Consider the following 21,754-nt stretch of genomic DNA (forward strand, 5'->3'; position numbering starts at 1 on the left):
GGTCGTAGCAACGCCCACGAGGTGCTACTTCGACTGGGGATGAACACGTTACTCGTCGGCGTCGACGCGGCCTGCTGGCCGGTCGTAGAGCGATTGCCGGACCGGTCGGCGGTCTCGACCGTCGACCGACTCGGCGATCGGGGGGTCGCCGCGCCGCTCGAATCGGCGATCCCGCCGTGGACCGCGAGCGCCTGGCCGTCGCTGTACACCGGGACGAACCCCGGCAAACACGGCGTCTTCGGCTTCCTGCGGTTCGACGGCTACGACTGGGACGTCGTCAACGCGACCGACCTCCGCGCGCGCCCACTTTGGGAACTCGCCGACCGCCACGGCCTGACGAGCGTCGTCGTGAACGCGCCCGTGACCCACCCGCCGCGGCAGTTCGACGGCGCGCTCGTCCCGGGCTACACGGCCCCCGAGGACCCCGAGTGCCACCCGCCGGGTATCCTCGACGACGTGCGCGACCGCGTCGGCGACTACCGGCTCTACTCCGAGGGGGACGTCGACCGCGAGACGGCCGCGGTCGACTACCGCGGGTTCGTCCGCTCGCGCGGCGCGGCCTTCCGGTACCTCGCCGACCGCTTCGACCCCGAGTTCGGGTTCGTCCAGTTCCAGCAGACCGACACGGTCTGTCACGAGTTCCCCGGCGACGACGCCCTCCTCGGCGCGGTGTACGACGCGGTCGACGACGAGATCGAAGCGACGCTCGACGCCTGCGACCCGGACACCGTGATCCTCGCCAGCGACCACGGCATCGGCCCCTGCGAGGGCCGCGAGTTCCGCGTCAACGAGTTCCTCCGCGAGGCGGGGTTCGTCGAGACGGCGACCGACGGCGACGGGATGCCGACGTGGGTGTCGATCCGCGAGGATCGACTGCGCAGTGGCGCCGGTCCCAGCGACGAGGCCGGCGCCGGCGTCTCCGACGCGCTGGCGTCGGCGATGGGCCTCGCCGCTCGCGCCGGCCTCACGACCCAGCGCGCGGCGCGGGTGCTAGACGCGCTCGGACTCGCCGAAATCGTCTCGAAGGCGGTCCCGGACGACCTCCAGCGGGCCGGGACCGAGCGCGTCGACTTCCCGGCGTCGGCGGCGTACATGCGCGACCCGATCGAACTCGGCGTCCGGATCAACCTCGCCGGCCGGGACCCCGACGGAGTCGTCGACCCCGACGAGTACGAATCAGTCCGGGAGGAACTGATCGACGCGCTCGAATCCGTGCGGACGCCCGACGGCGAGCCCGTCTTCGAGGAGGTCGCGCCCCGGGAGGCGCACTTCCACGGTCCCGAGGCCGACCGGGCGGTCGACGTGGTCACCGTCCCCGCCGACTTCGACCAGTACCTCGTCGCCCAGCTCTACGGCGACCGGTTCGGCGACCCCTCGGAGCCGTGGACGCACAAGCGATCGGGGCTGATCGTCGCCGCGGGCGACGCCGTCGACGCCGATGCGGGGGTCGGCGACCCGCACCTCTTCGACGTGGCGCCGACGGTGTGCGCCGCGCTCGGGATCCCTCGCAGCGACAGGATGGACGGGTCGCCGCTCCCGTTCGTGGAACCGACGGCCGAACGGCGGTACCCGCCGCGCGAGGCGCGCGAACGGGTCGGGACCGAGGACGAGAGGGTGACCGAGACCCTGGCCGACCTCGGCTACATCGACCGGGGCCAGGATGACTGACCTCGAGCTCACCGTCCACGAGACGATCGACGCGGTCGACGAGAACCAGTGGAACACGCTGGTCCGCCAGTCGGACCTGGGATCGGTGTTCCACCGCCACGGCTGGCTCCGGGCGGTCGAACGCGGCCTCGACCGCCGGGCGGTCCACTTCGTCGTCCGGAAGGGCTCGAACCCGGTCGCCGTCCTCCCGAACTTCTGGGTACCCGTCGACGCCCCCGATCTGTCTGCGATCGTGGAGCGCTTCGACGCGCCCGCGCTGGTGGATCGCCTCCCCACTGGTGCGGTGGGTTCCCTCTCGACGGTCGCCGACGCGCCCGTCGACGCGAGCGCCGACGCGCTCGACTCGCTCCCCGTCGAGCGGATCTGCTCGACCGCGCCGGGCTTCGGCGGTCCGGTCGTCCTGGCCGACGAGACCGACTGTCTCGACATGCTGTTCGACGCGCTCGACGACGCGCTCTCCGAGTCCACCCTCTGTCACGTCGTCAAGGCGAAAGAACCGGCGTACATGCGTTACGGGAAGTTCCTGGCGGGGCGGGGATACAGCCCCACGCTGCTCGACTGCCGGTTCGTGCTCGACGTCGACCGCCGCTTCGAGGACGTGCTCGACGGGATGGACAAGGAGCGACGCAAGGCCGTCTGCGACGCCCGCGAGCAGGACTACGACGTGACCGAGCGCTCGCTGGCGGAGACGCTGGACGAGACCTACGAGCGGTACCGCCGCGACATGGACCGGGCGAGCGGCGACGCCTACCCGCGCTCGTTCTTCGCGGCACTCGCCGCCGACTGTCCCGAGCGGACGCGCGTGTTCTCCCTCGCGGTCGACGGCGTGGAGGCCGGACAGTACGTCTACCTGCTCGACGACGAGCAGTCGGCGGTCCACTACTTCTTCTCGGCCATCGGCGACGACTCGAACTACGAGTACAACCCGACCGAACTCCTGCACAGCCACGTCGTCGAGTGGGCGCGCGAGCGCGGGTACGACGACTACGACTTCGGCTCGACCGGTTCGACCTTCCGCGACGGGACGTTCAAGTACAAGGAGAAGTACGGCGCGCGAGTCGTGCCGACGCTCCGCTGGGAGCGGGGCGGGTCGCCCGTCCTCTGGAACGCCTACCGGGTCGTGCGCCGCGGCTACCAGCGATACGCCTATCCGGACACATGACGATCGAGATACGAGCCCTCGACGAGAGCGACGCCGCGGAGTGGAACCGCCACGTCGAGCGGTCGGCCGACGCCAACCCCTTCCACCGCGCCGAGGCGCTCGCCGTCGAAGCCGACTACTCCGGGACGACCTGCCACCGCCTCGTCGGCTACAAGGGCCGGGAACCGGTCGGCGTCTTCCCCGTCTTCGAGCGGTCGAAGGGCCCGATCACGGCCGCCTTCTCGCCGGCGCCGCCGCTGTGGATCCACCGCCTCGGCCCCGCGCTGTTGAACGTCGACGACCTCTCCCAGCGCAAGGCCGAGCGCCGCATCCGGCGGTTCGTGGATGGTGCGCTCGAGTGGCTCGACGAGGAGTGCAGCCCGACCCTCCTCCGCGTGAAGACCGAGTGCACCTTCACCGACCTGCGCCCGTTCAAGTGGGCGGACGCGGACGTCACGCCGGAGTTCACCTACGTCGTCGACCTGCCCGAGGACCCGGCGGAGTTGCTCGCCAGTTTCAGCAGCGACGCCCGCTCGAACGTCCGGAACCTCGACGTCGACGCCACCTTCGCGGAGGGCGACGCGGCCGACGTCGAGCGGATCGTCGACCACGTGCGCGACCGCTTCGACGCGCAGGGCGAACCGTTCGGCCTCCCACGCGGGTTCGCACGCGACTGCTACGAGGCCCTGCCAGACGGGGCGATGCGCACGTACGTCTGCCGCCACGAGGGCGAATTCGTCGGCGGCATCCTCACCTACGAGACCGACGAGTGGATCCACCGCTGGCAGGGCGGGGTGACGCCCGACGTGGACTTCCCGGTCAACGACACCCTCGACTGGACGGTCATGACCGACGCGATGGAGCGAGGACTCGACGCCTACGACCTCGTCGGCGCCGGCGACCCGCGGATCAACGAGTACAAGGCGAAGTTCGGCCCCTCGGTCGAGACGTTCCACAGCGTCGAGCGCTCGTCGCTGGCGATGGACGCGCTACTCGGCCTCTACTCGCGGGTGAAGTGACGGGGCTGGCGATCCATCCACGGCACCGCCCGGCACGCCTAACTGTCCGTCCGACCTGTCTCTCCCCATGGGACTGATCGCGGAGTTCCGGCTGGTCTCCGAGGGGCTGGCGCTGGTCGACGTGGCAGCCGGGATCCCGGACGCGACCGTCGAGTTCGAGTCGGTCCAGGCGCGGCCCTCGGGACCGCCGACGTTCGTCGTGCAGACCGGTGGCGCCGACGCCGACGCGGTCGATGCGGCCTTCGCGGCCGCGGATTCGGTGACCGACCACTCGCTCCTCGCCGCCGAGGGTGGGACGCGACGCTACCGATGTCGGCCGACCGGCGGGCCCCCGGCGGACCTCGAACTGCTCGCGAACAACGGGTCGGTCCCCGAACGGGTGCTGGTCACGCCGACGGGCTGGGAGGAGCGGCGCTGGTTCGCCGACCGCGAGGAGTTCGCCCAGTTCCGCTCGTTCTGTCGGGCCAACGACTACCGGTTCCGCCTGGACCGCCTCGTCGAAGGCGACGACGGATCGGCCGGCCTCGGCACGAGTCCGTTCGGCCGCGACGACGACCTGTCCCGGCCACCCGAGATGACCGACGCCCAGCACGAGGCGCTCGTCGTCGCCCACGAGATGGGCTACTTCGACACGCCGCGGACCGCCACGATGGCCGACGTCGCCGACGAACTCGGGGTCTCGTCCGCGTCGCTCTCCGAACGCCTCCGCCGCGCGCAGCACCACCTCGTCGCCGAGTTCCGCCGCAGTTCTGATTTAAAACCCCGAACAAATTAGGGCACGGGCTACGGGTGCGCGGTCACAAGCACGCCTGTGACCGACGACACGCCGCGGACAGACGGCGGTGGGGCCGCCATCGAGGCGCAGGGTGTGGAACTGACGTACGCCGACGGGACGGAGGCGGTGAAGGGGATCGACCTGACGGTCCCCGAGGGAGAGTTCTTCGGCTTCCTCGGTCCCAACGGCGCGGGGAAGACGACGACGATCAAGACGTTCGCCACGCTGCTCTCGCCGACCGGCGGCTCTATCACCGTCAACGGGTTCGACGTGTACGAGGAGCCCCGGAAGATTCGCGAGACGATCGGGTACATGGCCCAGGAGACGAGCGTCGACGAGGAGCTCACCGCCCGGGAGAACATCCGGTTCGCCGCGCAAGCCTACGGCGTCCCGAAACGCCAGCGCGCGGACCGCATCGACGAACTCCTCGACCTGGTCGACCTGGCGGACGTGGCCGACAAGGAGGCCGGCGAGTTCTCCGGCGGGATGAAGAAGCGACTCGACGCCGCGACGGCGCTGGTCCACCAGCCGCCGCTGGTGTTCCTCGACGAACCGACGACGGGACTGGACCCGAAAGCCAGAAACCGCCTCTGGGAGTACTTCGAGCGCATCAACGAGCGCGGGACGACGCTCTTTCTCACGACGCAGTACCTCGAAGAGGCCGACCAGCTCTGTGAACGGATCTCCGTGATCCTCGACGGCGAGATCGTCGCCACGGGGTCGCCGATGGAACTGAAACGCCGCGTCGGCGGGGAGATCCTCGACGTCGAGATCCCCGCGGGGGACGAAGCCCGCGAGCGGGCCGCCGAGATAGCCCGCGAGGGCGACGTGTTCGACGCCGACGCGGACGTGGCGCGCTCGGAGGACGGGATCACCGTCACCGCAGAGCGGGCCCGCGAACACGGCACCGACCTGCTCGTGGCGCTCCGGGACGCCGGGATCACGGTGACCGGGTTCAACATCCGGGCGCCGACGTTAGACGACGTGTTCCTCGCGATCACCGGCGAGGAACTCGACTCGGAGGACCGTTCGGCCGACGCGGCGACCGTGACGGAACCGGAGGTGAGCGCCGAATGAGCGATGGCCGACCCGGGGAGTCTGCCACACACGGCGGAACGACGACGTTCACCCCGTCGGGCAACTCCTTCCTCGGCGACTTCTGGGTGAACTTCGTCCGCTGGAACCGGAAGGCGGTACGCAACCCGTTCGTCGTCGTCGGGTCGCTCGTCCAGCCGATCATCTTCCTCGTGCTGTTCACGCAGGTGTTCGGCCAGGTCGCCACCGGCGCGATCCGGAGCGGTGGCGGCGCCGCCATCTCCTACGAGACGTTCCTCCTGCCCGCCATCGCCATGCAGGTGTCGCTGGCGGCCGCCGCGGGGTCGGGGATCGGCCTCGTCAACGACATGGAGGAGGGGATGTTCGAGAAGGTGCTCGTCACGCCGATGAGCCGCACCGCCGTCTTCCTCGGGAAGACCGCGGCCGAACTCCTGCGGATCGTCGTCCAGATCGTGATGATCCTCGGACTCGGAGTCCTCCTGGGCGCGGAGATCGCGACCGGGCTGGCCGGCGCCGTCGGCATCGTCCTGATGGGTATCGTCTTCTCGCTGTGGTACGTGGCGTTCACGAACATCGTCGCCGTGCTCACCCAGGACCAGGAGTCGACGATCATCGGCGCCAACCTGCTCCAGTTCCCCCTGCTGTTCGTCTCGACGGCGTTTCTCCCGCTGGACGTGCTGCCGGGCTGGATCCAGACGGTCGCACGATTTAACCCCGTCACCTACGGCGTCGACGGCGCCCGCGCGCTCATGCTCGGCGAGGACGTGATGACCGTCCTCGAAGTCACGCGCTTCGGCGGCATCTGGGACACGCTCGTCCCCGCGATCGCCGTCCTCCTCGCGCTCGATCTGGTGCTGGGCGGCGCCATGGTCTACCTGCTCAACCGCGCGTCGAGTTCCTCCGTGCAGTGACCGGCGGCGCTTCCCGTCGACGGCCCTACGGGCGAATATCGGCCCGCAGAACCGCTCTACAGAGGGTGCTTGCCCCTTCACGCAGAGAGGGTTTATTGCTCGCACGTCTGCGGACCGTATGACAGACGACGGCGGTCACGACCGATTCGAAGGCGTCGACTTCACCGAGATGAACCCCGTGCTCGAAGAACTGTCGTACCCGGTGTCGACCGACGAGTTCGTCGCCGACCACGGCGACCGCGAGCTCCCGCGGACCAACGCCGACCCCATCTCCGTCGGGGAACTGTTCTCCTACATGGGCGACGCGACGTTCGAGTCCGAGGGGGAGCTCCGACAGACGCTCCTCGGGCAGATGCCCCGGGGCACCGGGGGGCGGACGAACTACTCCGACCGCGGTGGTTCCACCCCGGTCACGACCGAGGCGGCGAAGCGGGTCGGCGAACAGACTGCCGCCGACCTGGAGCGGGGGGATGCGACCGACCCCGACGCCACCCAGCAGTGAGCGGCCGGCCGGCGTGGTCCGTCGGTCTCAGGCGCCGTCGAACCCCGGATCGTCCCTGTCCGGGTCCTCGACGACCTCGATCTCCACGTCGTCGCCGGCCAGTCCCAGCCGAGCGAACTGCGTGCGGACGTGTTCTCTCGCGGCGGCGAGCGCCGCCTCGCGGGTCTCGAACCCGCGGGTGATCGGCGCCTCGAAGGCCACCCGGCGCTCCGTGCCGTCGATCTGCTGGATCTGCCCGCCCGATTCGACCTCGTAGAACTCGTCGCAGACCCAGACGTACGGGGCGCCCTCGTCGGGCGCGCCCTCGAAGGTGGGCGGCCGCTCGCCGCGCTCGTACAGCGTCCCCGTCAGCGCCGTCCCGCCCGCGTGGCCGCGTACCAGTAACATCTCTCGAAACTACGGCGCCGACGGCCAAAAGGACGCCGGCCCCGCACCCACCTGCCCCGCCCCGCTCTCGCCCTTCCCCCTCCCCCGCTCCCGCCTCCGCCCCAGCCATCGGCGACCGTTCCCGGTCAGAGTACCAGATCCGCGACGACGGGCAGGTGGTCGGACGGGAACCAGCCGTCGCCGACCACGTCGGCGGCGACGCCGTACCCGTCGACCTCGCAGTCGGCGACGAAGACGTGGTCGATCTGGCGACCCGGCCGGAGCGACTCGAAGTCTGTCCTGGTGGTCGACGGGCCGTGGGGCGGGTACGCGCTCGCGTCGCGGGCGTCGACCAACGGGCTCTCTCGGTCTCCGGTCCCTGCGAGGACGGCGTGCGGGTCGTCGCCGGCGACGCAGTTGAAGTCGCCAGCGACGACGGCCGGCGTCCGTCCGCCGTCGTCCGCGTCCCGGAGCGCGGCGACGCGGTCCCGGAGCACCCGCGCCCCTTCGCGGCGGGCGCGCTCGCCCTCGTGGTCGAGGTGCGTACCACAGAACAGCAGGGAGTCGCCGGTCCGGCGGTCGGTCAGGCGGACCCAGGTCGCGATCCGGGGGTAGGTCGCGTCCCAGCCGACGCTCCCCGGGTCGTCGGGTGTCGGCGAGAGCCAGAACGTCCCCGCGTCGGCGCGCTCGAAGCGGTCGCGGCGATAGCCGACGGGGCAGAACTCCCCCTCGTCGTCGGCCGTCTCGCGCGACTGCCCGACCCACTCGTACTCCGGAAGCGCCTCGCGAACGTCGGCGTACTGGTGCGAGAGCGGTTCCTGCAGCCCGATCACGTCCGGGCGGTGAAAGCGGAGCGTGCTCGCGACGGCGTCGCGCCTGGCCGCCCAGTCGAACTCCCCGTCGCTCGCCACGTCGCGGCGAACGTTGTACGTGAGCACGCGGACGGCGTCACGGTCCATACCCGACTGTCGGGCGTGGGGGTCCTTGAGCCTACCCACCCATCTTTTTCCCGGAGGGGTCGCCTGCGGCGACCCCTCCGGCAAAAACATGGGTGAAAAAGGCCGGACGACTCGCTCACTGCGTTCGCTCGCGTCCGGTGAACCGGCGCCTTCGGCGCCGGATGCTCAGTGCAGGGCCTAACGAATAGCTATGCATTCGCGCGAACGCAGTGAGCGCGATTCACCGTCAGAGCAAGCTCTGAAGAGCCCGCGGTCGTTCGCGGCGCTCACTCCCGCGGACACCGAAGCCGAGCGAAGTGAGGCTCCGGCCTTTTTCACCACCGGAAGACGGTTCTGCTCGTTCGCTTCGCTCACTGCGCGGACTGCGACTTCCGAGCCTTGCCTCACTTCGCTCGGCAAGACCATGTTTTTGGCTAGCGAGGGACCGAAGGTCCCTCGGACCATGCGAACGGGCGGCTTCTCCGCCCGTGAGCAGATGGTGGGTCGCGCATGGCGCGACCCACCAGCGAAAAAGATGGGGGCGGAAAGCGTTTCACGTCGCAGTACGACGTGGCGGGTATGTCCGACCTCGGGGATTTCACTGATTTCGACGGCGACGACGACGGCGACGACGGAGGTGCGGCCGCCGACGAGACGGCGACGGCGGCCATAGCGACCGACACCGACGGGAGCGCGGTCGACGCCGACTCGACCGAACCGACCGCTGACACCGACGACGACTTCGAGTCGATGGACGTGACGCCCGCGGGCGAGGACCACGGCGTCGGCGTCATCTCGGCCACGGAGGGCCTGCGCATCAGCGAGGACGGCGAGGAGACGGAACTGCGCGCGTACGTCACCGTCGAGAACCGCTCGGACGTGCGGATCGGGAAGTACCTGCTCGTCCCCTACCAGGACACGGAGCGCCTGTTCTGTCGGATCACGGCGCTGGAGTACGCACAGGAGTTCCGCGCTGACGACGCGACCGAGATCCACGCCCGCCGCGCGATGCGCCGGAGCGACATCGACGAACAGGACTTCAAGTTCGTCGCCACGCTCGACCCCGTCGCGGTCCTCTACTCGGAGGGCGGGGAACTGAAGCGGCGGATGACCGACCGCGTCCCCAAACCCGAGACCGTCGTCCGCGAGGCCACCGACACGAAGGAGATCAAGACCGGCCTCAAGATCCCTGAGGACGGCGTGTTCCTCGGCCACCTCTCCGTCGGCGGCGAGAAGGTCAGGACCGCCGCGGACCCGCCGACGATCGACTACCGACTGAAGGACGACTACGGCGACGGCGACCCGCTCGTGTTCCGGCACACGCTCGTCGCCGGCGGGACGGGGTCGGGGAAGACCCACAGCGCCAAGAACGTCCTCCGGCAGTACCTCGCCGAGGATCGAACGTATCCCGTCGAGGACGGCGACCGCGACGTCTCCCCGGGCCTCGTGATGTTCGACCCGCAGGACGAGTACGCCCAGATGCACGACGACAACCCCGACCTCGACGCCGAGTTCGAGCGCCGCCTCGAACGCGAGGGCATCGCCCACGGCGGCGTCGACGACACTATCGCCTTCGTCCCCAAAGTCGACGGGGCAACCTACGCCACCAGCGACCACCGCGCCGAGCAGGTGGAGTTCACCATCCCCTTCTCGATGGTGCAGGACAACCCGTGGCTCATCGCGGGTTCCAGCCTCAACGGGAACCAGTACAACGCCCTCCGCCTCCTGCTGAACCGCTTCGCCCGCGACTACGGCGACGGCACCTATCAGCAGTTTAAAACGTTCCTCGACGACCCGGCGCTCCGGGAGGAACTCGACGAGACCGGTCGCGTCCACGAGGCGACGTTCAACGCGGTCAAGCGCCGCGCGCTGGGCTTCGACGGCATCTTCGACCAGGACGCTCGCCCCATCACCGAACGGGTCCACGAGTTCGTCCGCGCGGGCGGGATTTCGGTCGTCCCGACCTACCACATCAACAACTCGCGGACCACCGTGACGGTCGTCCTCGCGCTCGCGGCGCTGATCGTTGACCAGAAGCTCTCGAACGACCCCGACTACGAGCGCATCAAGCACACGCCGCTCGTACTGGGGCTCGACGAGGCCCACAACTTCCTCTCCGAAGTGGACAGCGTTCAGGGCGAGCAGATCATCGGCAAGTTCACCGAGGCCGCGAAACAGGGCCGGAAAGAACGGCTGGGTCTGTTCCTCATCACGCAGGACCCGCAGGACATCGCCGACCCGGTGTTCAAACAGATCAACTCGACGGTCGTGCTGAACCTCGGCGACGACGACGCCATCTCCGCGGTGAATATCCCCGCCAGCCTCGAACAGAAGGTCCCTTACATGGAGAAGGGCCAGAAGGTCGTCTACTCGCCGGACAACTCAGAGCCCGTCGAACTCGTCGGGCTCTCGAAGTGCCTGACGAACCACGAGTAGGCCGACTGCCCGCCCGCGACGCGGGCCGGAAGACTCGCCCGTTCACCGACAGTTGTTCCCCGTATCGACCGCTCACAGCGACGACAGCTCGCTCACGCCCGCGTCGGTCGCCTCGGCGAGCGCGTCACGGGCCTCGGGCTTGCAGGTGAGATACACCACCTGCCAGCCGGATTCGACCAGGTCCCCGAGCACGTCGGCCTGCCGCTCCAGTCGCTCGGGGTCCGCGGAGAGGAAGGCGTCGTCCATCAGGAAGAAGCCGTCACGACCCTCCATGAGGCGGCGGCCGAGCGCGACGCGGACCGAGAGGTACAGCTGGTCGCGCGTCCCGCGGCTCAGTTCGAGCGGGGAGAGGCGCTCGCCGTTGGCGAGTTCGACCGCGAGTCGCGAGTCGTCGGTCAGCCCCACGTCGACGTAGCGCTCGTCGGTGACGCGCCGGAACACCTCGGCGGCCTCGCCGTCGGCGAACAGCGTGGTCATCTTCTGGTTCTCGGAGGCGGCCATCTCCTCCAGGATCGTGGCGGCGGCTCGCGACACGTCCGCGTCCGTCTCGATAGCGCCGACGAACGCCTCTAGCTGGTCGGCGAGGTCTTCGAGCGCGCCGAGGTTCGCGACGGTCAGGTCCAGCGGTTCGCCGCAGAACGCCTCGAAGCGGATCTGGGCCGCGCGCTCGCCGAACCGGTCGAGCTGACGGCGGTGGTCCCGAAGCGCGTCCTCGCGTTCCTCGTAGCGCGCGGCGGCCGCCTCGGCGCGCTCGCGCGCGTCGGCCAGTTCCTCCTCGGTGAACTCGCGGTCGGCGTCGAAGTCGACGTCGGGTCGGCGGGCTTCCAGCGCGTCCGCGGCGGCGTCGACGACGTCGTGAGGGTCCTGCGCGTCGATGTCGAGCCACGTGCGAAGGACGCCCGTGTTGCTCTGGATCACCTCGGTGTGGTTCTCGTGTTCCTGCCGCAGGTCCGCGATAGCGCCCCGGACGGCCGGCGGGTCGGCGGCGTCGATACCGATCTCCGAGGCGCGCTCGGCGATGGCCTCGCGCTCGGCGTCGAGTCCGACGAGCGCGTTGCTGGCCGACCGATAGAGCGCGAGCGCGACGAGCGTCACGACCCCGAACGCGGCGGGGCCGGCGGCGACGAGCGGGGGCTCCTCGAACCCGAGCGCGAGCGGGACCGCGGCGGCGACGACGCCCGCGGCCAGCGACGCCAGCGTCGCGCGGGTGTACCAGCCCTTGCGCCGCTTCAGTTCGTCCTCGCTCCCGGTCGCCAGTTCGTCGAGTCGGGACTCGAGCTCCGAGAGCTCGCGGTCGCTCGGGAGCTCCGCGCGCTGGTCGAGGCTCTGTTCCAGCGTCCCCTTCGTCTTCACGAGCTCCTCGTACTCCTCGCGAGTCTTCGCGGCTTCGAGCGCTTCGACCGCGGCTTCCGCACGCTCGCGTTCGCGGGCGGCCTCGTAACAGTCCCGTTCGATGGCGTCGAGCCCCTCCGACTCGGCGCGCTCCAGGTACGCCTCCACGTCGGACAGGAGGTCTGCGGCCAGGTCCCGTTGCTCTCGCGCGTCGTCGTACTGCGAGGAGAGGTCCCAGCGCTCGGGCGTGAGGCGCCCGCGTTCGAGGACGCGGTCGCGGGTGGTCTCGATGTCGCCGGTCCAGATGCCGACGACGCGGTCGGTGACGCTGCGGTAGAACGCCTGTTCGTCGAGGACGCTCAGGTCGGCATCGCGGACGACGAAGACGTTGCGGAACTCCGCGGGCGTCAGTTCGAAGTTGTAGCGCTCGGCGTAGCAGTCCAGGAGCGTGTCGCCGTTCTCGAGCTTTCGCTCGCCGTCGTCGCCGTCGAGGACGACGTACCCTTCCGGTCGCTCGTCGACGCGCGTCGCGGCGACGCGGCGGTCGCCCGTCAGGGACTGGAGGAGCGATTCGACGAGCAGCGTCTTCCCCGACTCGTTGGGGCCGTAGACGACGTGGGCGTCGTCGAACTGGAGCGTCTCGCGGAGCGGTCCGTAGCGGTCGACGTGCACCTCGCGGAGTTTCACGCGTGGGTCACCTCCCCCGAGGCGAGCAGTTCGGCGAGCGACTCGACCAGTCGCCGCTCGACCTGTTCGCGGTCCGCCACGTGATCGAACTCGTCGACGTCGAGGTCGTCGAGTCGGTCGACGAAGTCGGCGTAGATGGGGTGGTCGAGGACGGCCGCGACGCCGCGGGTCTCGTTGACCACGGTCGCCGGGCCCGCGGCCGCGTGCAGGCGCTCGTCGAAGGTCTCCTCGTCGAGTTCGGTGAAGCCGTCGACCCGGACTTCGAGGTCGCTCCGGGCGGCGTCCTGTCCGTCGACCCACCCCTCGACGCGGTCGATGGCCCCGTAGTCGTCGCCGGGGGTCACGGTCACGGAGAAGCGGTCGCGGTAGTAGGTGTCGAGCGCGACGGGCTGGACGTTCGCGTCGTCCGTGTCGACGACGACTGCGTGGCGCCGACCGGTCTCGGCCCAGGAGTGAGAGACGGGCGAGCCCGGGTAGATGAACAGGCCGCCGTTGGGGAGTTTCCGCTGATAGAGTTCGGCGTGGACGTGGCCGGCGAGGACGAACTCGTAGCCCAGTTCGCCGAGCGTCTCCGTCTGGACGGGGAAGTAACTCGGCGACGCCTCCCCGCCGGTCGCGCCGGCGCCGAACCCGGCGTCGAGCGTGCAGTGCAGACAGAGGACGCTGTCCTCGTCCGCGCGCTCCCGGAGCGAGTAGAAGAGGTCGTCGCCCAGTCGCTCCCGGTAGGGGACGCCGATCACCTCGCCGTCGCCCACGGTGGCGACCTCGAAGGGTTCGGTCGAGAGCGTCCGGAAGTCGGGGCCGAACTCGACGTTGCCGCGGAAGGCGTCGGCGTCGTGGTTCCCGGGGACGACGACCACGTCGAAGGGGTTGTCGGTGAACCGTTCGCGGAGGACCGGGCGGAGTTCGTCGGCGTCGGCGGCCGAGTCGAAGCAGTCGCCGCCGACCGTCAGGGCGTCGACCTCCTCGCGCGCGGCGGCGTCCAGGAGAGCGTCGAGCGCGGCGACCGACCGCTCGCCGCCGCGTCCGAGGTGGAGATCCGCAGTGTGGAGTACCCTCATCCGTACCCCGGTCTGGTGGCGGCGAGCGACTTAAGGATTGGTTACGCTATCGACAGAATCGGCGCAGTCGATCGGCTTTACCGCCGCGACCGCTCGACGCTCCCGTCTCGGGCGCCGCAACGTGCGGCGACCTCCTCACAGTCGCAACTCCTCGGCTTCCTCCCAGCGCGGGGCGAACTCGGCCGCGATATCGGCGGCGAACTGGGGGTCCTTGAGGTCGATGACGGCGAGCGTCTCCCCGTCGCTCAGCGGGTGGGGGACTTCGATACACACCTCGGCGTCGTCGACGATCTCGAACGTGCCGGTGACGTTCTCGCTCGTCCGCGTCTCGAATCGCTCGTGGGTCTGGAGCGCCTCGCGGTAGCGTCGACCGACGTGCTCCGGCAGCGTGTCGACCAGTTCCGGCGTCAGCAGGACCGACACCGACACGCCCCGCTCCAGCGCGTCCTCGAGCGCGGCGGTCATGCGAGCGGCCACGTCGTCGATGTCGAACTGCTGGACCGCCTCCGACGCGACGATGACGATGCGCTCGTCGGCCGTCGTGAGCCGCTCGACCAGCAGATCCAGCGCCTCCTGCTGGCCGACGCTGGCCGTCCAGAACGGCTCGTCGACGGGTTCGGCCTCGTCGAGTTCGTCGACCAGTTCGTCGACGATGTCCTCGTACTGCTCGGCCTGCTGTTCGAGTTCGCGTTTCTTGTTGTCGAGCAGTCGGTCCAGCGCCGTGTCGGACTCGACGGCGACGTACTTCTTCGGCCGACTCGCCGACTGACTGCGCGCCAGTCGCTGGGTCTCCAGACTGTTGAGCACGTCGTAGATCCGCCCCATCGGCACGTCGCTCGCACGCGAGAGGTCTTTCGCCGTCGTCGGCCCCGCTTCCAGGAGCGCGCGGTACGCCCGCGCCTCGTACTCCGAGAGGCCCATGTCTCTGAGCGTCGCCATTACACCACGGTCAGGCTGGAACAACAAAAAACAACGGGCAAATTTATGTCAGCTCGCACGGCCGTTCGGCCGGTTCGGCTACGCAGAGGCGCTATCCTGTCAGGACGGCTTCGAGTTCCGCGGGGCTGTCGGCGCGTCCCGTCACGTCGCCGTCGGAGACGACGACCGCTTCGCCGTCGTCGGCGCGGTCGTCGTCGGGCGAGACGACGGTCTCGTGGTCGACGAGTCGGAGCGCCGCGCGGTGGAGGTCCGTCCCCGCCTCAGTCCCGACGGCGACGACCTGCGGATCGCGCAGTCGCGCCACCGCCGAGGCGTACGTGGCGACTTCGACGCCCATCCGGTCGGTCGCGCCGGCGAATGCCGACAGCGCCTCGCGTGCGGCCTCGCGGTACCGCTCGTCGTCGGTGAGCAGCCACCAGTCGAGGAGCGCGTCGGCGGCGTCGACGTTCGTGTCGAGGGGATGGAGTGGGCGGTCGAGCAGGCCCTCTCCCTCGGTCGGTCCGTCGCGGAACGCGCCGGACTCGGCCTGCAGTCGTTCGAGCGTGTAGTCGGCCACCGCCTCGGCGGGTCCGGGTTCGCCCAGCACCGATGCGCTGGTCGCCAGTCCGGCGAGCGTCCGCGCCTGCGCCGTGAGCAGGCCGGTCTCGCCCACCGCTCCCGTCTCGGGGTCGCCGAAGTGGACGACGCCGCCGTCTTCGCCGACGAGTTCGGAGACGACGTGGTCGCGGGCGCGCTCGGCGTATCGCTGGGCGCGCTCGTCGTCGGTGTACGCCGCGTAGGTCAGCAGTCCGTCCACTGCGACGCCGTTGTGGCCCGCGAACACCGTCTCGTCGACGCTCGGCGGGTCGGCGTCCTCGCGCTCGGTCGCCTCCAGCCGGTAGTACGAGTCGTCGCCGCCCTGGCTCGCCGCGAAGGCGTCGCCGGTCCACAGGTCCGTCGTCAGGTACTCGACGGTGCGCTCGGCGGTCTCGCGGTAGCTCTCCTCGCCCGTGTAGCGGTAGCCGTGGGCGAACGCTCGGACCAGCGCCGCGTTCTCGTCGACGAGTTTCTCCCGCTGGGGCGACCCCCAGTTGCGGTTGTGGGAGAAGCGGTAGAAGCCGCCGTCGTAGGTGTCGAGCAGCCGGTTCTGGACCGCGTCGAGCGTCCGCGTCGCCTGGTCGCGCGCCCGGACCAGCGCGAACTCGATGGTGCGCGGGAGCGGGAACTTCACGTCCGTGCCCCAGCCGCCGAACTCGTCGTCGTACGCGGCCAGCAGTTGCTCGACCATGTGCTCCTCGGCGCGGGCCGACAGCTCCCCGCCCGGCGGTTCGGAGTCGCTCAACTGACGCGGGACCGACCCCGCCTCGGTCCCCTTGGCGTCCCACGTGCGACGCACCGCGTCGAGGATCTCGCGGAAGCCGTCGACGCCGAGGAACGTCGCTCCCGTCAGAACGGTGCCCTCCGGCGTCGTGAACACCGTCGAGGGGAACCCGCCCATGTTGTAGCGGTCGCGGACGCGCGGGTGGCGGTCGACGTTCACCCGGACGGGGACGAACCCGTCGTTGACGTTCGCGGCGATGCGCGGCTCGGAGTAGGTCGTGCGGTCCATCTCCCGGCAGTCCTCGCTCCACGGCGCCCACAGCGAGAGCAGGACCGGCTTGCCCGACCCCGCGGCGCGGCCGAACGCCTCCGGGCCCCACTCGCGCCACTCGACTTTCGTGTCGACCGCTGAATCGTCCATACCATCGCTTCGGCTCCAGCCCGATAAGGGCTAACTGATCGCACTTAGCGGACCGGTCAGTAGTGGCGCGCGCTGTCGAGCGTGCCGAACGATAGTGAGGCCGCGAGAGGGAGCCGTGCGAGGGATGAGTAACGCAGGGCGAGCGAACGGAGTGAGCGAGTCCGAGTAACGCAGTCGGGTGGGGAGGTGTGAGGCCGGTTGCAGTGCCGTGCTGTACTGTCTGGTGCTGTTCTCCTGGCGGACTGAAAGGGCGAGACCCGGTCGCGGTGAGTGTAACGAACGGAGTCGCTGGTCGGGCAGTATCCGAGGGAGCGGAGCGCCGCGAGGATATCCCGCACAGACCCCGCGAGCGGGTCGAGGGCTTTCACCGCTTGCTGACGGTCACAGAGGGCGGTCCAACTCATACCGAGCGGGTCGAGACCTGTGTCCCAGTCTCGATGCCGCCCGTAGCCAGCCTCCCTCGAATCCGATCTGATAAAATCACAGCCACTCAGCCAACGCTTATGACGCTCTGTCCCGTCCCTGTAGCAAACAGATGGGACTCTTCAACAGGCTCGGCCGGGAGGTCGAACAGTTCAAGCAGACGGCCAAGGAGTCGGCCGAGGAAGCCCACGACTACCGGTGTGCGGAGTGCGACGCGCGGTTCTCGACCGAACACGACTACTGTCCCGACTGTGGCGAAGACGCGATCGTCGAGACTGCGGACGAGGAGTAGCGGTCGCTCTCTGCTCAGTTGATCGAAGCAGTCGCGTTCGATCGCAACGGGAACCCTATCGCTCGCGGACGACGACGAACTCCGCCAGATCCCTGAGATACTCCATCGCTTTCGAGTCGTCGGCGTCGACGGCCGCGAGCGCGTCGAGGGCGACCTGTGACTGCTCGTGGGCGCGCTCGTTGGCCTCCTCGGGCGTCAGGTCGCCGACCTGAACGAGCGAGGGACGCTCCATCGCGGCGTCGTGGCCGGTGGGTTTGCCCAGCTCCTCCGAATCGGCGGTGGCGTCGAGGACGTCGTCGCGCATCTGGAAGGCGACGCCGACGCGCTCGGCGTACTTGCCGAAGTTCTCGACGGTGTAGGCGTCGGCCTCGGCGGCGATGGCCCCGAGTTCGGCGGCGGCGCGGAACAGGGCCCCGGTCTTCCGCCGCGCGAGTTCCATGTACTCCTGCTCGCTCGCTGGCTGGGCGACTAGCTCCGTGGCCTCGCCCTCGCCGAGTTCCACCATCGACTCGGAGACGGCCTGCATCGCCCGTTCGTTGGCGGAGAAGAGGGCGAACGCCTCGCCGAGCAGGCCGTCGCTGGCGATGATCGCCGGACCGTGGCCGTACTCGGCCCAGGCGCTGGGCGTCCCGCGGCGGAGCTCCGACCGGTCGATGATGTCGTCGACGACCAGCGACGCGCTGTGGACGAGTTCGATCCCCACGGCGAACTCGACGGCCGTGTCCACGTCGCCGCCCAGCGCCTCACACACCAGCACCGTCACCGTCGGTCGGACCCGCTTCCCACCCGAGAGCACGACGTGTCGTACCTCCTCGCCGAGCTCGTCGGGTTCGATGCCGTCGAGGACCGCTTCGAGCCGGTCCTCGACTCGCCCCCGACGACTCTTCAGGTACTCCATCGCCCGTCGGTTAGGAACAGTCCCGCTTGTACCTGACGAACCTGACCCCATGTTTTTGCCGGAGGGGTGTCCTCGGGCCGTCGCTCGCTCACGGGTCGCTGCGCTCCCCGTCTGCTCGCGGGCCGGAGGCCCGCTCGCACAGTCCGTGGGAGCTTCGCTCCCACGCTATTCGCATCGAGGTCTCCCTCCGGTCGACCTCGCCTCGCTCGCGCGGATGCTCACGCTCCTCGGCGAGCGCTGGTGGCAGAAAGCAGTGGAGGGGTGGGAGTGCAGGAGTGAAACCCTGCGAATTGCTTCGATGGCCCGTGTGTGCGGGCATCGTGCTGGTTTGCCAGTGAGTGGTATAGACTTTGACCCAATTTGCTTAGGTCCGGTGGCTGCAGGCGTCCCACGGCGGCGCTGTTCCGTGGCGCGGGCGCTACGCTTCGGCTTCGACAGCTTCGACAGAGGCCGTGTTTCCACTGGAGCGTCGGTCCACGCGCCACGGGACGGGAGCGGCCCCCAGCCATCACTGACCGACGGTTCCTCTCCCCCGATTCCCTTCGTCCCGCCGTCACTCACGAAACGCACGCCAGCAGAGCCACAGTCCGGCCGCGACGGCGGCGGGACCGCTCACGAGAAAGAGTGCGCGCGAGGGGAACGGCACGACGGCCGTACAGCCGTGGGGCCACGGTCCCTGCTGGACGCAGGCGCTCGTCGGCAACGCCGCGAGCGTGAGAACCAGCCCGCAGAGACCCAGGACGGCACCGATCTGCAACAGCTTCGCCGCCCGGCGCTGTCGCTCTAGCTCCGCCCAGCGCTCACGGACGGCCCGCCGTTCCCACTCGGCGCCCCGTTCCATTCCCTCGAGATACGGCACGAGACTACCTCACGGTTCTTTCCAGGCACTTGCGGGTAGGCGGTCCCGACCGAGTCCCGTCGCCCTCCCGGGGTCACTTGGTTGCGCTAGCCGGTAGGACTATGTGTCGGTGTCGCATGGGTCTGTCCGTATCGCTATGCAATCGTGCCAAAACTGTCAGGCGGTCATCGACGAGTACACCCTGGACAAACAACTCGAACCCCTGCGCGACCTCACAGTCGACGACTTCAACGTCTGCGTCGACTGTACGACAGTCGTAGACGGCGCGTGCGTGGAGTGCGGCGGTGCGGTGTACGTCCCCCGGACCGAATCGGCGAAACCCGACTACTGCCCGGCCTGCCGCTCCGACCTCATCGACCGCACTGGTCGCGACCCCGGCTGGCACCTCGAAACCCCGTCCTGATCGACCCCGTCGGTTCCCTGCAGTAGACGCGGCCGCGCTCCTGCGGCCGCTCGTTTTCGTCACGAGACGATGTCTCGTCGTCCGCGGCCTGCACCGACCGCGCAACCGACTTCAGGTCGCGCAGATGTCGTGGAGGTCGTCGAGCGAGTCGATGTCCCACGTGGGCCACACGTTGAGGTCCCAGTCGCTGCGGTGGGGGCGACGGATGAACGCCGAGTCGATGCCGGCGTTCTCCGCCGCCTCGATGTCGGACTCGTTGTCGCCGACGAACAGCGCCGACTCCGCGTCGAGATCCGACAGCGCGCGTTCGATGTAGTGCGGGTGGGGCTTGCGGAGCGTGAGGCTCTCGATGGTCGCCTCGCGCCCGTAGGCGGTCTCGAACAGCCCGTCGATCTCGAAGTGGTCGAGGAGGAAGTCGACCGTCTCCTGCTGGTTCGAGCTGACGATCCCGGTCGACACGTCGAGGTCGGCCAGCGTGTGGACGTCCCCGTAGGGCGTCTTCCGGCCCGCGCGCGCCTCCTCCTGCTGGGCGCCCGAGACCGTGCTGTCGCGTGCCCGCCAGAACTGCTCCGGTTCGAAGTCGTACACGTCGCTGACGGTCTCGACCTGTTCGGGGGTCGCACCGATAGTCATGTCTTCCACGTGATCGGGGTCGGGGTCGGTCACGCCGAACTGCGCAAACGTCGCTTCGGTAGCCTCGCGGAGAACGTCGAAATGCGTCCGGCCGACGAGGACACCGTCGTTGTCGAAGACGACGGTATCGTAAGTCATACGTGTACTTATGAACGCGGCCTGATAAAGATAGCGTGTGCGCGACTCCGCTTCCGGCGCCCGTCTCGGGCGCGCTGCGTACACCACCGGCGACGGCGACTCGACCTCGTTTCACTCCGCGAGACCAGCGGACCGCGTCGCGACGCCGCTCGGACCTGTCTATCTTTTACATCGATCAGATCTTTCGCTTATGTCGATACAATATAGAATACTCGGTACGTGTATGTAGCCATTTGGCAACCTCTTTACGGCCACTCCAGAGACTTCGCCTGATGCACGACACCGAGTCAGACGGCGAGGAAGACGAGTCATTCAGTCGGCGAGCGATCCTGCGGAGCGGCGGCGTCCTCGCGGCGACGGCAGTCGCCGGGTGTTCCGGCGACGGAGGCGACACCGACACGCCGGCAGCGACGGACTCTCCGGCGCCCACTCCGACCGCGACGGCGACGCCGACGGAGACGCCGACGGCCACGCCCAGCCCGAGCCCGACGGCGACGGAGACACCGACCGCGACACCGACGCCGACCGAGGAACCGCTCCCCACCGTCGATGAGTTCGAGTACGCGGACGGAGCGTCGGCCGACGGTCTCTCGGCGTCGCTCGTCTCCGCGCACACGGGGACGATCACCGACGCTGGCTCGGTCACTATCGCGGAACAGGGGCAGCGGGACCGCTCCAACAGCCCTGCCAGCCCCGTCGACGTGACCCGGCGAGTCGGCTCCGCGGGTGTCTTGCAGGAGCGGGACACGGGCGACGTGACCGAGCGACTGTGGGCGTCCACCTCGGAGTCGGACGCGTTCGTCCAGCTCGACGCCGGCTTCGAGCAGCGATACCGGATCGATTCGAGCGGCCCGTCACCAGACCAGGCGCTCGGTGCCGACCGACTCGAACTCCTCCTCCGGGCCGGAGAGTGGGGCGGCGTCACGGAGATCACGGAACAGAACGGCCGCCCCGTCGCCGAGTACGTGACGTCGACGGCCGCCCACGACCAGTCCGCTCTCCGACTCGTCGGCGGCGACAGCCTCGACGCGTTTCAGGCGCGGATCTTCCTCACGCAGGGGGGCTACCTGAGTCGCTACGAGTACGATATCACGGCCACCGACGGCGACCAGACGGTCACGGCTACGCGGACCGCGTCGTTCACCGGCGTCGGCGACACCGACGTGTCCCAGCCTGACTGGTACGACACCGCCGTCGCCGAGGGGTACCAGTTCGAGGCCCAGATCGTCGAGGACAACCAGGCCCTGCGACTCGACGTGACGAACGGCACGCCCGTCGAACAGCTAGACGTGGTCCTCGACAGCCGAAGCGGCCACGGGAGGGGCTCCATCTCCGAGTCCGTGAGCGAGGGCGACACGCTGTACCTCTCGTACACGGGCGACCGGACGCTCACGTACGGAATCAACGAACTCCCGGACCAGACGTCGACCTTCGAGGAGTTCGTCTTCGCCGAGGTCAGAGACGGCCCGTTCTCCCTCTTCGACCGGTTCTTCCGCTTATAGATTATCTATTTCCCGGAGGGATGCTCCGCGACCCCTCCGGCAAAAACACGGTCTC

The 21,754-nt window shown here is 69.2% G+C and carries 20 protein-coding genes; 11 read left to right on the forward strand and 9 right to left on the reverse strand.

Annotated elements, in window-relative coordinates; translation table 11 throughout:
* The first annotated feature begins 39 nt into the window (after positions 1-39).
* The 7 genes from D1409_RS07080 to D1409_RS07110 all read left to right on the forward strand — a co-directional run bounded on the left by D1409_RS07080 (position 40) and on the right by D1409_RS07110 (position 7,072).
* A complete protein-coding gene (locus D1409_RS07080) occupies positions 40-1,668 on the forward strand; it encodes an alkaline phosphatase family protein (protein ID WP_123535984.1) in 1,629 nt (542 codons plus the stop codon).
* Complete coding sequence (locus tag D1409_RS07085) at positions 1,661-2,830, forward strand: GNAT family N-acetyltransferase (protein ID WP_123535489.1); 1,170 nt, start codon at positions 1,661-1,663, stop codon at positions 2,828-2,830. The genes D1409_RS07080 and D1409_RS07085 overlap by 8 nt, the downstream gene beginning before the upstream one ends.
* Positions 2,827-3,828, forward strand: coding sequence for a lipid II:glycine glycyltransferase FemX (locus D1409_RS07090; RefSeq protein WP_123535491.1), 1,002 nt, complete (start codon positions 2,827-2,829; stop codon positions 3,826-3,828). The genes D1409_RS07085 and D1409_RS07090 overlap by 4 nt, the downstream gene beginning before the upstream one ends.
* A gap of 67 nt (positions 3,829-3,895) precedes the next feature.
* A complete protein-coding gene (locus D1409_RS07095) occupies positions 3,896-4,603 on the forward strand; it encodes a helix-turn-helix domain-containing protein (protein ID WP_123535493.1) in 708 nt (235 codons plus the stop codon).
* Positions 4,604-4,639: 36 nt separating this feature from the next.
* Positions 4,640-5,680, forward strand: a complete 1,041-nt coding sequence (locus tag D1409_RS07100) for an ATP-binding cassette domain-containing protein (RefSeq protein ID WP_123535495.1) — start codon at positions 4,640-4,642, stop codon at positions 5,678-5,680.
* Complete coding sequence (locus D1409_RS07105; RefSeq protein ID WP_123535497.1) at positions 5,677-6,570, forward strand: ABC transporter permease; 894 nt, start codon at positions 5,677-5,679, stop codon at positions 6,568-6,570. The genes D1409_RS07100 and D1409_RS07105 overlap by 4 nt, the downstream gene beginning before the upstream one ends.
* 118 nt (positions 6,571-6,688) lie before the next feature.
* The gene (locus D1409_RS07110) at positions 6,689-7,072 is read left to right on the forward strand and encodes a DUF5789 family protein (RefSeq protein ID WP_123535499.1); all 384 of its coding nucleotides are present in this window, start codon (positions 6,689-6,691) and stop codon (positions 7,070-7,072) included.
* A 27-nt stretch (positions 7,073-7,099) separates the two neighbouring features.
* On the opposite strand, the gene D1409_RS07115 is transcribed toward D1409_RS07110, so the two are convergent.
* On the reverse strand, positions 7,100-7,459 hold the full coding sequence (locus D1409_RS07115) for a DUF7113 family protein (RefSeq protein WP_123535501.1): 360 nt from the start codon (positions 7,457-7,459) through the stop codon (positions 7,100-7,102).
* 125 nt (positions 7,460-7,584) lie between these two features.
* Positions 7,585-8,397: an endonuclease/exonuclease/phosphatase family protein gene (locus D1409_RS07120; protein ID WP_123535503.1), complete on the reverse strand. Its 813-nt coding sequence runs from the start codon at positions 8,395-8,397 to the stop codon at positions 7,585-7,587.
* 558 nt (positions 8,398-8,955) lie between these two features.
* Between D1409_RS07120 and D1409_RS07125 the strand changes: the two genes are divergently transcribed.
* Positions 8,956-10,812, forward strand: coding sequence for an ATP-binding protein (locus D1409_RS07125; protein ID WP_123535505.1), 1,857 nt, complete (start codon positions 8,956-8,958; stop codon positions 10,810-10,812).
* A gap of 72 nt (positions 10,813-10,884) precedes the next feature.
* On the opposite strand, the gene D1409_RS07130 is transcribed toward D1409_RS07125, so the two are convergent.
* The 4 genes from D1409_RS07130 to D1409_RS07145 all read right to left on the reverse strand — a co-directional run bounded on the left by D1409_RS07130 (position 10,885) and on the right by D1409_RS07145 (position 16,551).
* A complete protein-coding gene (locus tag D1409_RS07130; protein WP_123535507.1) occupies positions 10,885-12,831 on the reverse strand; it encodes an ATP-binding protein in 1,947 nt (648 codons plus the stop codon).
* On the reverse strand, positions 12,828-13,892 hold the full coding sequence (locus D1409_RS07135) for a metallophosphoesterase family protein (protein ID WP_123535509.1): 1,065 nt from the start codon (positions 13,890-13,892) through the stop codon (positions 12,828-12,830). The genes D1409_RS07130 and D1409_RS07135 overlap by 4 nt, the downstream gene beginning before the upstream one ends.
* A gap of 135 nt (positions 13,893-14,027) precedes the next feature.
* A complete protein-coding gene (locus D1409_RS07140) occupies positions 14,028-14,831 on the reverse strand; it encodes a TrmB family transcriptional regulator (RefSeq protein ID WP_123535511.1) in 804 nt (267 codons plus the stop codon).
* A 91-nt stretch (positions 14,832-14,922) separates the two neighbouring features.
* Positions 14,923-16,551 carry a DUF255 domain-containing protein gene (locus D1409_RS07145; RefSeq protein ID WP_123535513.1) on the reverse strand — a complete coding sequence of 543 codons (1,629 nt, stop codon included), beginning with the start codon at positions 16,549-16,551 and terminating at the stop codon, positions 14,923-14,925.
* 535 nt (positions 16,552-17,086) lie between these two features.
* Here D1409_RS07145 and D1409_RS07150 point away from each other — a divergent pair.
* Positions 17,087-17,266: a hypothetical protein gene (locus tag D1409_RS07150; RefSeq protein WP_123535515.1), complete on the forward strand. Its 180-nt coding sequence runs from the start codon at positions 17,087-17,089 to the stop codon at positions 17,264-17,266.
* A 55-nt stretch (positions 17,267-17,321) separates the two neighbouring features.
* Here D1409_RS07150 and D1409_RS07155 read toward each other — a convergent pair whose 3' ends face one another.
* Positions 17,322-18,164, reverse strand: a complete 843-nt coding sequence (locus D1409_RS07155) for a polyprenyl synthetase family protein (protein WP_123535517.1) — start codon at positions 18,162-18,164, stop codon at positions 17,322-17,324.
* Between the two features lie 553 nt (positions 18,165-18,717).
* On the reverse strand, positions 18,718-19,023 hold the full coding sequence (locus D1409_RS07160; protein ID WP_164471600.1) for a hypothetical protein: 306 nt from the start codon (positions 19,021-19,023) through the stop codon (positions 18,718-18,720).
* Between the two features lie 136 nt (positions 19,024-19,159).
* Here D1409_RS07160 and D1409_RS07165 point away from each other — a divergent pair, with 136 nt between their 5' ends.
* Positions 19,160-19,426 (forward strand): DUF7571 family protein, encoded by a 267-nt coding sequence (locus D1409_RS07165; RefSeq protein WP_123535521.1) that lies wholly within the window; start codon positions 19,160-19,162, stop codon positions 19,424-19,426.
* Positions 19,427-19,537: 111 nt separating this feature from the next.
* Here the strand turns inward: D1409_RS07165 and D1409_RS07170 are convergent, their stop codons facing one another.
* On the reverse strand, positions 19,538-20,197 hold the full coding sequence (locus tag D1409_RS07170; RefSeq protein WP_123535523.1) for an HAD family hydrolase: 660 nt from the start codon (positions 20,195-20,197) through the stop codon (positions 19,538-19,540).
* Positions 20,198-20,469: 272 nt separating this feature from the next.
* Between D1409_RS07170 and D1409_RS25175 the strand changes: the two genes are divergently transcribed.
* Positions 20,470-21,699 carry a hypothetical protein gene (locus D1409_RS25175; RefSeq protein WP_206424997.1) on the forward strand — a complete coding sequence of 410 codons (1,230 nt, stop codon included), beginning with the start codon at positions 20,470-20,472 and terminating at the stop codon, positions 21,697-21,699.
* Positions 21,700-21,754 lie beyond the last annotated feature (55 nt).

Origin of the sequence: Halosimplex salinum, from assembly GCF_003730195.1 — an archaeon.
Lineage (GTDB): Archaea > Halobacteriota > Halobacteria > Halobacteriales > Haloarculaceae > Halosimplex > Halosimplex salinum.

What these genes read in the sequence shown, in the direction of transcription:
- D1409_RS07105 (WP_123535497.1), top strand. Translation starts at nt 5,677, where the DNA reads ATGAGCGATGGCCGACCCGGGGAGTCTGCCACACACGGCGGAACGACG.
- D1409_RS07135 (WP_123535509.1), bottom strand. Translation starts at nt 13,892, where the DNA reads ATGAGGGTACTCCACACTGCGGATCTCCACCTCGGACGCGGCGGCGAG.
- D1409_RS07080 (WP_123535984.1), top strand. Translation starts at nt 40, where the DNA reads ATGAACACGTTACTCGTCGGCGTCGACGCGGCCTGCTGGCCGGTCGTA.
- D1409_RS07155 (WP_123535517.1), bottom strand. Translation starts at nt 18,164, where the DNA reads ATGGAGTACCTGAAGAGTCGTCGGGGGCGAGTCGAGGACCGGCTCGAA.
- D1409_RS07170 (WP_123535523.1), bottom strand. Translation starts at nt 20,197, where the DNA reads ATGACTTACGATACCGTCGTCTTCGACAACGACGGTGTCCTCGTCGGC.
- D1409_RS07140 (WP_123535511.1), bottom strand. Translation starts at nt 14,831, where the DNA reads ATGGCGACGCTCAGAGACATGGGCCTCTCGGAGTACGAGGCGCGGGCG.
- D1409_RS25175 (WP_206424997.1), top strand. Translation starts at nt 20,470, where the DNA reads ATGCACGACACCGAGTCAGACGGCGAGGAAGACGAGTCATTCAGTCGG.
- D1409_RS07095 (WP_123535493.1), top strand. Translation starts at nt 3,896, where the DNA reads ATGGGACTGATCGCGGAGTTCCGGCTGGTCTCCGAGGGGCTGGCGCTG.
- D1409_RS07090 (WP_123535491.1), top strand. Translation starts at nt 2,827, where the DNA reads ATGACGATCGAGATACGAGCCCTCGACGAGAGCGACGCCGCGGAGTGG.
- D1409_RS07125 (WP_123535505.1), top strand. Translation starts at nt 8,956, where the DNA reads ATGTCCGACCTCGGGGATTTCACTGATTTCGACGGCGACGACGACGGC.
- D1409_RS07120 (WP_123535503.1), bottom strand. Translation starts at nt 8,397, where the DNA reads ATGGACCGTGACGCCGTCCGCGTGCTCACGTACAACGTTCGCCGCGAC.
- D1409_RS07085 (WP_123535489.1), top strand. Translation starts at nt 1,661, where the DNA reads ATGACTGACCTCGAGCTCACCGTCCACGAGACGATCGACGCGGTCGAC.
- D1409_RS07165 (WP_123535521.1), top strand. Translation starts at nt 19,160, where the DNA reads ATGCAATCGTGCCAAAACTGTCAGGCGGTCATCGACGAGTACACCCTG.
- D1409_RS07115 (WP_123535501.1), bottom strand. Translation starts at nt 7,459, where the DNA reads ATGTTACTGGTACGCGGCCACGCGGGCGGGACGGCGCTGACGGGGACG.
- D1409_RS07110 (WP_123535499.1), top strand. Translation starts at nt 6,689, where the DNA reads ATGACAGACGACGGCGGTCACGACCGATTCGAAGGCGTCGACTTCACC.
- D1409_RS07145 (WP_123535513.1), bottom strand. Translation starts at nt 16,551, where the DNA reads ATGGACGATTCAGCGGTCGACACGAAAGTCGAGTGGCGCGAGTGGGGC.
- D1409_RS07150 (WP_123535515.1), top strand. Translation starts at nt 17,087, where the DNA reads ATGGGACTCTTCAACAGGCTCGGCCGGGAGGTCGAACAGTTCAAGCAG.